Source organism: Solirubrum puertoriconensis (assembly GCF_001483135.1).
Classification (GTDB): Bacteria; Bacteroidota; Bacteroidia; order Cytophagales; family Hymenobacteraceae; genus Solirubrum; species Solirubrum puertoriconensis.
The window spans coordinates 79412-89311 of sequence record NZ_LNAL01000002.1; the positions used below are offsets into that span (position 1 = coordinate 79412).

Genomic DNA, 9900 nt, shown 5'->3' on the forward strand with positions numbered 1-9900 from the left:
GGCGGTGGTTAGTTCAGAGCGTTGTTTTTAAGCGTGTCCTGCTGGGCGGCCTTCTCCTCCTTGCGGGCCCGGCGGTCGGCTTTTACTTGCTGCTTTACCTGCTCGGGAGTGCCTGCAAAAAGCTCCTGCAACGAGTTGTAATCGCGCTGGAAAATGAGTGAGGTGCCCGTGCGCACAAATTGGCCGTCGATATCCTCGTAGGCGTTGTTGCGGAAGGCGCGCAGGCGCAGGCGACCATCGGGCAAAATGTTGTACTCGATGCTTACGTCGCCGGCAAACTGGCTGGCGGCGCTGGCACCACCCGTGGCCTGGGTGCCGCTGCTACCGCCGGCCAAGGGCACATCGGTACCTAGGCGCACCGTGAGGCGGTCGTTGAGCAGCTGGCGGCGTACGGCCACGTTCAGGTCGGTGCGGCTGCGCTCCTCGCCGGTGGCGCCCACGGCGCTGTACGAGTTCACGCCCAGCTCTAGACCTAGGCCCGCCAGGTACTCGCCCGTGAGGTTGTTGAGCTGATCGGTAAGCACTTGGCTGGCCGAACCGCGCAATTGATTCTCAACAAACGAGCCTGGGCCCGCCGTGCTGCGGAAGGGGTTATCGGCGATAAAGCGGTTGAGAGCCAGCAGAGCAAACACCTGCTTGTTCATCTCGTTGGTTTGGCTGGGCTGGCGCAATTGCTCCAGCTTGGCCCGCACGGCGCCAGCCACGGGGCTGCTCTCGGTTTCGGGCAACCGAATATCAAAACCAATCTGCGGCTTTAGCAGCTGCTCCGTTACGTTGAGGTATACCTCGAAGGGCAGTCGGTTGCGCGAGAGGTTGGTAAGGGTTTGGTCGCCCTCAATTTGGTTGGCAATAAGGTCGGCGGCCACGGCGCGCACGCGGTAAATGGCAGCTACGCTAAGCTGCGCATTAAATGGGTCGCCGCTCCACACAATGTAGCTGCCCGGCGCAATATCAAATTTGCGCTCGGCTAGGTCGTAAAGGGAGAGTTGGTACTGGCCCTGCGTTACATCGAGGCGGCCCGTGAGGGTTTGGGCGCCGCGCTCATCGAGCACCGCGTTGAGCGTGCCGGCAGCCCGCACGCGTAGGTTGTCGCCAGCGGCCTCGTCGATTACGATGGTGAAGGGCGTGTTGTCGTTGATGGTGATGTTGGCGCGCACGTCGTAGCCAGTAGCCACGGCCGCGCTGTCCACGTCGTCGGCAGTAGCCAGCAACAGCGAGTCGGCATTGGGCTTGGGCGCGTCTTTATCCACGAATACCACAATGCCTTCGCGCTCCACGGCCACGGGCTCGTCGGTGGGCACTACCACGCTTAGGTCGGAGCCCTCTACCACGGTGGCGTGGGTGCGCACCACCGGTCGGTACAAGTTGCCGGTCACGCGCGTGTCCGAATCAACGAGCAGCTTGCCGTAGTACAGCGGGTTGTCGCGCCGGGTGCTCTGAATGGCCAAGAAGTCGTCGGTGACCACGTCTAGCGCCAAGCGGTACTGGCCCACCATGGCCAAATCGCGCGCCGGCTCGATGTAGCCATTCACCACGGCGCGGTTGCCTACCGAGTCAAGAATCGCAAAGTTGTCGAAGCGCAGCCCGCGCTCGTTCAGCACCAGCTCGTCGGAGGGCAGCCGGAAGGGCGCGCCCAGCTGCGTGAGCGTAAAGCCGGCCTCTTGGAAGCGCGCTGCGCCACGCAACTGCGGAGCAGCGGTAGTGCCCGTTACGGTAAAGCGGCCCGTAAGCGCGCCCGTGCTCTGCTGAATTTGCCCGGCCGCAAAGGGCTCCACCGTGCGCAAGTTCAGTCGCGCCAGGTCGGCTACCACGTTGATGGTACCGTTGGCCACGTAGTAGCCGTTCAGGCGCACGTCGTTGCCATCGGGGCTTACCAACTGGGCGGTCAGGTCGTAGCGGTTGGCGGTGTTATTTACGGCTTGGGCGCGCAGGTCGCCCAGCAGGTACTTGTTGTATGCCAGGCCGGCCAGGTTCAGGTCGGCCGTGAAGGCCTGGCCCGTGCGCCCTAGGTTAAAGGCCACAGCCTGTCCGTTGAGGGTGCCGCCAATCAGCGAATCCTGCAAGCCGGCGGCGTGCCCTAGGGCGTTTAGGTCGAAGTTGCCGATTTGCACCTGCAAGGGGTTGCGGGCGCCGGGCAGCGTTTGCAGCGCCAAAAAGCGCTCGGCGCGGCCGTTGTAAGTTAGGCGCACATTCTGGGCTTCGATGTTGCCGGTAGCGGGCGTGTAGCGCAGGTAGTTGCCCGGCGCGGCATCCCACTGCCGTCCATCGAGGGCTAGCTTGGGCTCGAAGCTGAACTGGTAGGTGCGCCCGCCACCCAGCACTTGCAACACACCAGCCAGGTTCAGACGCTCGGCCGAGTCGCTTTCGGCAATGCGCAGGCGCGTACCTATTTGGTTGTTGGCTATACTGCCCGTCAGGCTCGGGTTGGGCACTTTCAGGGTGGTGTCCTGCCGAATTTGGTCGAGCACTACGCTGTAATCGAGTTTCTGCGGATCGGAGCCTACGCGCAGCTTCAGCGAGTCGAATACCACGCCTTGGTAACGCATCCGTCGAATGTCGGAGCGCACGGCCAGATTGGCCGCGCGGCTGTCGTACGAGCCCGAAATGCCGAAGGGCGAGATGCGCGTGAGGCCCGTTACGAACTTGGGCAGCAGCCGCGCTCCGCTTTGCGGCACGCGCACATCAAACGTGAAGTTGCGCGCCACCGAGGAGGCGCGGTACTGCACATCCGGCAGATCGAAGTACCGATCGATGTGGCGCTGCAGCTCGGTAGCAATATCACCTAGGCGCGTGTTGCCGCGCAACGTAGCCGTAACCAAGTTAGAGGCAAAATCGACCTCAGCGCGGCCCGGCTGCTGCAAAATGCGGGCATTAATCGAGTCTATGGGAATAACCTGATTATTCAGGCTGATGACCACGTTGTTGCCTTGCAGCGTGCCGTTCAGGGTATTCAGGTCGGCGCCCGAAAGGCTGCTGTTTAGGTCGCCGCGCACGCTCAGGTTGCCACCCGAGTAAAATCCTAGGGCCGTTAGGTTCAAGCTTTGCAGGTTGCCACTGAAGCTGTAGCGCGGGGCATCGGGATTGCGCAAATCAACGGTGGCCTTGATGGCGAAGGCTGCGTTGGCGTCGCCGGTGCTGCGCGCATCAATGTCGTACTGCTGCCCCCGAATACCCACGTTGGCGGCCACGTTGCGGTAGGTGTAGTTGCCGTAGCGTGCCTGCTGCAGGTTGGCCACCAATTGCCCGCGCATGGTAGTTGGCTCGAAGCCCACGCCCTTGTAGGTGCCGCTACCGGTGATGGGGCCTAGGTCGGGTTGCTTCAGCAAGCGCCCTAGGTCGAAGTTGTTGAGGGTGAAGCGGGCATCGACGGGCTCCTGGCCCGTTGGGCCGGGCCGCAGGTTGGCCACGATGGCTGCGCCGCCATACGAGGTGTTGGCGCGCAAGTTCAGGGCAAGGTCGTTGGCAGTGGGGCGGCCGCGCACGGTGCCGCTGAGCGTGGCGCGCTCGGGCAACGCAATTACATCCTCGGGGATGATGCCCGCGGGCAGAATATCGTTGATGTCGCGCCGTGTAGTGGTCAGCTGCCGAATGTTCAGGTCGGTGTAGAGGCGGCCGTCGGTATTGGGCAGCCCCCTAATGCGCCCCGAAGCGCGCACAATGGTGTTGCGCAGGCCCACCAACTCGAGGTTGTTCAGGGCGAAGTTGTCGAGGCGGCCGTTTACCTGCCCGCTGATCAGCACCGATTGATTGGGGCCGCTCGTGAAAGGCTTTTCGGTAATAAGGTCGGGGGCCAAGTACAGAATGTCGCGGAAGCCGAGGCGGGTGTTCTGCAGGTTGGCCTCCAGACGCGTTTTACCTAGGGTGCGGGTATCGGCCAAGGCTCCCAGCGAGTCGAACCCGATGGCCAAGGTGCGGCGGATGCGGGTGTGCGGCGTAACGAGGTCGAGGTTGTCAAGCCGGATTTGCACCGAGTCGTACACCACGTCGGCCTGCGCCCGATCAACTCGAAAACCGCTCTGCTCGCGGCCGCGCAACAAATCGATGCGGCCGGTAGTGCGGTTGTTGGTATACACCAGGTTGCGGGTGCGCAGCGCCAGGCTGTCGAACAGCAAGTGGTTGTAGTCCATAGCGGGCAGGCGGGTACGCTGCCGGGCTTCATCCACGTTGTCGAAGGCAAACCGCACGCCGCTGATATCGGACTGGCGCAGCGAAACGCGCCAACTGGTGGCCGCACCTGTGGTTTGCGCCACCGCCGAATCAACCTTCTCCACCACCTCGGCGGGGTTTACCACGCGCTGCTCCACGGGCACGTTCTCGTTTTGGGCGTAGGCCACCTCCGAGTTGCGCAGCGTAAGGGTATTCAGGGCAATGCGCTGCCGAACCAGGTCGATGTTATCGGCCGTAACGGCGGCTTGCCCAATGCGCGTGCGGATGTACTGCCGCGAAGGGTCGTTGCGGTAGTTTAGGGATACATTGTCGAGGGCGGCGCGCTCCAAACCTAGGGTCAGCGTAAGCGGCTCGGCAGGCGTATCGGGCGGTACTTTGGTTTGGGTGATGTTGATGCCCGTGTTTTTTAGGCTGGCCGTGCCGATGCGGTAGATGCTGCGGTCAACGTCCACTTCGTTCATGGCCACGGCCAGGTCGCCTACGCGGGTACGCACGTTCATGCCGTCCACCTCGTCGCGGTACGTGAGGTAAATGTTGGCCAGGTGCGCCTCGCCGATATCGTACTTGAACCCACCCGTCGAATCGGCCGGGGTGGTTGTGGTGGTGTCGCCGGTGGCAAACGCCGCCAGTATGTAATCGAAGTTGAACGTAGAATCGGGCTCGGTGCGCGCAATGTGCACGGTGCCGTCGGTCAGCTCCACCGAGCTAACGTTGATCTGCGACTTGGTCAGGGCCCACAAATCAATATCGACTCCTAGGTGCCCCACCGACAATAGGGTGTCGCCCTTTTGGTCTTCGAGGTACACGCCGTCGAGCGAAAGGGCGTGGCGCCAATCGGTGCGAAACTTGCCGATGCGCACCTCCGTGCCAATCTTGTTCTGGAGGTAATCGGCGGCTTTGCGGGCAGCAAAGTTTTGCGCGGCCGGAAACTGCAGGGCTACGATCAGCCCTACTACCAACAATACAATCAGCAGCAACAAACCCAGAAGCCCGCGCCACAGCCAGCCCCAAGGGCCGCGCGTGTGCGGGCGAGGCGCCGGCGAAGCAGCCGGCGTAGTATCGGAAGGAGGAGGCGTAGGAGTAGCCAAGCGAGCAGTAGCGTTAGCGTCCCGCACCTAGGCGGGAATGTCCCTTCGGACGCACAATCGCCCGGGAATGTTACACGGGCTCTTTGTTTAAGCACGTACGGATGCTGCGTACGCTGGTTTGGCAGTTCTGCCGAGTAGGCTTCTGTAGCCATTGTTGACTTAGGTGGCAGCCCGTGTTTATTTATCACCGTCTTGCTGTGGTAAGTATGCGGCCAAGCGCCTACTTACCGCTACTTTTGTTGCGTACTTTTTTTCGTTTTTATGCGCGTTCGTTTTCGTCTTCCCTACTTCACACAATGGGGGCAGCGTATTGAAGTGCGCGGCACCGGGTCAACGCTGGGCGACTGGCGCCCCGAGCAAGCCCTGCGCCTCGATTACGATCCGGCTACCGGTTATTGGGAAAAGGAACTCGAAGTGCCCGCCGGCACTACCGAGCTTCGTTACAAGTACCTGCTCATCGACGAGCCTAACAACGCTACCCATTGGGAGTGGGGCCCCGACCGCGTAGTGGCCATCGGCAACGAGCCCTACAACCGCGTGGTGCTCGATGAGTTTTGGCGTGCCCCGCTGCTGGCCGAAAACGAACTACTCACCAACGCTTTCACGCAAGCCATTTTCCGGCGCCCGGCGCAGTCGCCCTGCGGCACCGGCAAGGCAAAAGCGCGTATCGCCGATTCGGCCGTGCGCTTTACCCTGGCCGCCCCGCGCGTATCGCCCGAGCATTGCCTATGCATCCTAGGTTCCGATGAGGCCCTGGGTGCTTGGGATGCTCGCAAGGCCGTAGTGCTGTCGGATGCTGGCTATCCTTTGTGGTCGGCCGACGTAGCTCTCGTAGCCTCCGACAAGCCTGTGCTGTATAAGTACGCTATCTGGAATCCGGAGAGCAAAGAGGTTGTAGCCCTCGAAACCGGCCCCGACCGCGTGTTGCCGCCCGTGCACGGCCGCGACGTACTCCGCTGGCGCCACGACGAAAACTTCCGCTACCCGCAAGGCCCTTGGCGCGGCGCCGGTGTAGCTCTGCCCGTGTTTTCGCTGCGCAGTAAGCAGGGCCTAGGCGTAGGCGAGTTTTCTGATTTGAAGCTGCTGGTTGATTGGGCTCACGAAACCGGTATGAAGCTGGTGCAGGTGCTGCCCATCAACGATACCACGGCCACGCACACCTGGGTTGACTCGTATCCGTATGCGGCCATTTCGGTATTTGCCCTGCACCCGCAATACCTGCGCCTCGATGAAATTGCCGAGCTGCAAGACAGCACCCATCGCGAGGAGCTTAACCGCCTGCGCGAAGAGCTCAACCAGCGCGAGTTTGTCGACTACGAACCTGTTACGCAGGCCAAATGGCGCTTCGTGAAACTGCTCTACCAACAGGAGAAAGCTGCGTTCTTGGCCGATGCGGAGTTCCAGCAGTTTTTTGCCGAGCAGAAAACGTGGCTGGCGCCGTACGCCGTTTTCTCGGGCTTGCGCGACCGGTTCAAGACGGTCGATTTCCGCCAGTGGCCCGCCGAGTTTCAGCAGCCCGGCAATCTGCTCGAGCAGCTACTGCAGCCCGAGCACCCCGAGTTCGACGAGTTCGGCTTGCACCTGTTTACCCAGTATCACCTCGATAAGCAGCTTCGCGCTGCCGTCGATTACGCTCGCTCCAAGGGTGTAACCCTCAAGGGCGACTTGCCCATTGGCATTTACCGCCACTCGGTAGAAGCCTGGACGCAGCCGGAGCTCTACCACCTCGACCAGCAAGCCGGCGCTCCGCCCGACGATTTCTCCGTAACGGGCCAAAACTGGCGCTTTCCTACGTACAACTGGGCCAAGATGGCCGAGGATGGGTACGCGTGGTGGCGTCAGCGCCTAGGTCATCTGAGCCGCTACTTCGACGCCCTGCGCATCGACCACATCTTAGGCTTCTTCCGCATTTGGGAAATCCCCAACCACGCAGTTGAAGGCCTCCTAGGTCACTTCTCCCCCGCTCTGCCCCTTCACCGCGACGAGATTCGCGACCGGCTCGGATGGTGGGATTATGACCGCTTTACGCAGCCCTACGTTCGCTGGCACATCCTGGAAGATCTATTCGGCCAAGCGGCTAACGCCGTACGCGAAGAGTTTTTGGAGGATGCCGGCCACGGTACTTTCCGCCTGAAAGAATCTGTAAACACCCAGCGCAAGGTTGAGGCTGCGTTTGAGCCGAAGCTAGCCACCGCTTCGGCTGAGCAGCGCGAACACCTGCTGTTTATTCGCACTGGCCTGTACCGCTTGCTCACAGAAGTACTATTTGTGGAAGCCGACGGTACTAACGGCGAGTTGTGGCACCCGCGCATCACCGTCGACAAATCGCGCACGTTCCGCGACCTCGACGATGCCACGCGCCATCGGATGCACGAGCTCTACATCGACTTCTTTTACCGTCGCCACGAGAACTTCTGGCGAGAGCAGGGCTTGGTGAAGCTCCCCCCCGTACGTTATGCCACTAACATGCTTATCTGCGGCGAGGACCTAGGGATGGTGCCAGCTTCGGTACCCGGCGTGATGCGCCAATTGGGGATGTTGGGGCTAAACATTCAGCGCATGCCTGCCGCTACCGGCATCGAGTTCTCGCATCCCAATGATGCTGCTTACTTGTCAGTGGTATCACCCTCGTGCCACGACATGAGCACCATTCGGGGCTGGTGGGAAGAAGACCAGGAGCGTACCCAGCGCTTCTTTGAGAGCATCTTAGGCCATTACGGCCAACGCGCTCCTTTCTACTGCGAGCCGTGGGTAGCACACGAAATGGTGGTGCAACACCTAGGTTCGCCAGCAATGTGGGCTATTCTGCCCCTGCAAGATTTCGTTGCACTTGACGCTGGCTTGCGCCGCCAGAATCCGCTCGACGAGCAAATCAACGTACCGGCTAACCCCGAACACTTCTGGAAATATCGTTTCCACATTCCGTTGGAGAATTTAGTACAGGCCAAAGAGTTCAATCAGCAAGTACACGAATTGGTACGACAAAGCGGGCGCGACGAGGCGTTCTAACGCACTAGAAACTCTATAAAACAGAAGAGGGCACCCCAACAGCCGGGTGCCCTCTTCTGTTTTATTCAGCCTTCATAAACAGGCGGCCAAGTAGGCTCGTCCGTAACCCATACCTAGGTAACGGAAGTATGTCGGTGCTGAGTCTTTAGACATTTGCTATGCCCGCTTCTGCCCGACGCCCGTTCCGACGTCCTACCCATATTCCGCCCACCGATTACGATGTCGTCGTAATTGGAGCAGGTTGCGCTGGCTTAAGTGCAGCCCTTGTACTAGGTCGCTGTCGGCGGCGGGTTCTACTCTGCGATGGAGGCAAAACCCGAAATGCGCCATCGCCTGCGGTTCATAACTTTCTTTCCAGAGACGGTATAAAGCCTCAGGAACTACTCCAACAAGGGCGAGAGCAGCTTTCCGCATACCCTAGCGTTGAGTTGCGTGAGAGCTGCGTCATGCAGGCAGAACGCGACGAAGCAACAGGCACGTTCCGCATTACCCTCGATACCGGGGGTTGCGTTACATCGCGCAAGGTAATTCTTGCAACCGGAGTAATGGACGTACTTCCGCCCATTGACGGTATGCGGGAGTTGTGGGGCGTAGGCGTACTACACTGCCCCTATTGCCACGGCTACGAAGTTTCCGACAAACCTCTTGCCGTGTATGGCCGAGGTAAATCAGTGGCAGGCTTCGCCTTGTTAATAAGCCGGTGGTCGAAAGATGTGGTTGTGTGCACCGATGGCACAGCAGGACTTGCAGACCACTCACGCCAGCGTTTAAAGCGACACGGCATTCCCGTATACGAGCAGCAAATTGCGCGCTTGGTAGGACGCAACAATGGCGAGCTGCACTCTATCGAGTTTGCTGATGGCACTACCCTCGAGCGTGCAGCACTATTCCTACACCCTGAACAACAGCAGCGCACCGATTTAGCTGAGCAACTAGGATGTTACCGATTAGCACGCAGCGGTGGCATCCGAGTAGATAAACGCATCCAGACGTCAGTACCTGGCGTGTACGCGGCCGGGGATACAACACCAGCAGCGCAACAAGCTGTAGTAGCAGCAGCAGAAGGAGTACAGGCTGGCATCAGCTGCAACGAGCAATTAACTCGGGAGGAATGCGCCTGAGTGTATTTATTGGAGAGAAGTTTAAGAACTTACTTTCTCAACGCTCCGCAACCTGTAGAGCCCGCGCGTTGTCAAATTGACATCGACTCCAATGTACTCCTCCTTGCCTAATCAGGCACCAGTAGCTCGGGCCCGAACGCGCTGCCCCCGCTTGGTGCCCCGGGGCGGGGGCGGTGGGGCGGTACAAACAGCCGAGGCCCCGCCGCGGCGGTTCCTGGAGGGCAGGAACCCGCGGGGGGCCTCGGGCAAGGGACAAGGTTGGCGGCGACCGACTCTCCCGCCGGCGAAGGCAGTACCATGGGCGCTCCGGGGCTTAACGGCTCTGTTCGGAATGGGAAGAGGTGAACACCCGGGCTAAAGCCACCATTGTCGTAGCGGACATCCCGGCTGGTGAAGCGGCGGGCGCCGTGGGCTTGTGACGCACGGCCAGCAAACGCAGCGGAAAAATTACGAGGCGGTATTCGGAAGCGTTCGGTTCATTAGTACCGCTCGGCTGGCCGTCTCCGGCTTAAGAC

3 protein-coding genes and 1 rRNA gene are annotated in these 9900 nt (G+C 60.6%); 2 read left to right on the forward strand and 2 right to left on the reverse strand.

Annotated features, from left to right (window positions below):
• Nucleotides 1–8: 8 nt before the first annotated feature.
• Nucleotides 9–5255, reverse strand: a complete 5247-nt coding sequence (locus ASU33_RS00360; RefSeq protein WP_059067012.1) for a translocation/assembly module TamB domain-containing protein — start codon at nucleotides 5253–5255, stop codon at nucleotides 9–11.
• Between the two features lie 261 nt (nucleotides 5256–5516).
• Between ASU33_RS00360 and ASU33_RS00365 the strand changes: the two genes are divergently transcribed.
• Nucleotides 5517–8264, forward strand: coding sequence for a 4-alpha-glucanotransferase (locus ASU33_RS00365; RefSeq protein WP_078062745.1), 2748 nt, complete (start codon nucleotides 5517–5519; stop codon nucleotides 8262–8264).
• 158 nt (nucleotides 8265–8422) lie between these two features.
• Entirely contained in the window at nucleotides 8423–9385 is a 963-nt protein-coding gene (locus ASU33_RS20890) for an NAD(P)/FAD-dependent oxidoreductase (RefSeq protein WP_078062746.1), read from the forward strand.
• 256 nt (nucleotides 9386–9641) lie between these two features.
• Here ASU33_RS20890 and rrf read toward each other — a convergent pair.
• Nucleotides 9642–9753 (reverse strand): 5S ribosomal RNA (gene rrf / locus ASU33_RS00370).
• Between the last annotated feature and the right edge of the window lie 147 nt (nucleotides 9754–9900).